Source organism: Pseudoalteromonas sp. SIMBA_162 (assembly GCF_046535955.1).
Taxonomy (GTDB): Bacteria; Pseudomonadota; Gammaproteobacteria; order Enterobacterales; family Alteromonadaceae; genus Pseudoalteromonas; species Pseudoalteromonas marina.
Genome location: NZ_JAWJBQ010000141.1, coordinates 1 through 357 on the forward strand (window position 1 = coordinate 1; position 357 = coordinate 357).

Annotated in this window: 1 protein-coding gene; it reads left to right on the forward strand. The window is 34.7% G+C overall.

What is annotated here, in order from left to right; translation table 11 throughout:
* A partial coding sequence (locus R0J88_RS19065; protein WP_410900738.1) for a hypothetical protein occupies positions 1-292 on the forward strand: 292 nt, incomplete at its 5' end.
* Between the last annotated feature and the right edge of the window lie 65 nt (positions 293-357).

The window sequence follows — 357 nt, forward strand, 5'->3', positions numbered from 1 at the left end:
TTTTTGTGCAACTGCCGTCCTCGGGGAACAGGCACCTCCGAAAGAGACTGTGATTTCTTCTGATACAGTATCGAAACTATTTACTCTGTTTTCTAAGATGCCTATTCAGGAGGACCTCACGTTACAGCTTTCAATCAACTTTATGAGCACTCTATTTATTATTCTAGCAGCACTGTTTTTAGCTATGACTATTTTCTCCTTTGTCAAAAAAGCACCAGTTTTATTTTCTTTATTCATGAGCGTATTACTTGTAGTTTGCTTATATTTTTCATTCATGGTGAGTGTTGTATAAAAAAGGACAAAGTAAAATCACTTTGTCCTTTTCATTATAACTTTACTAATATTCTTCCTCTTGCT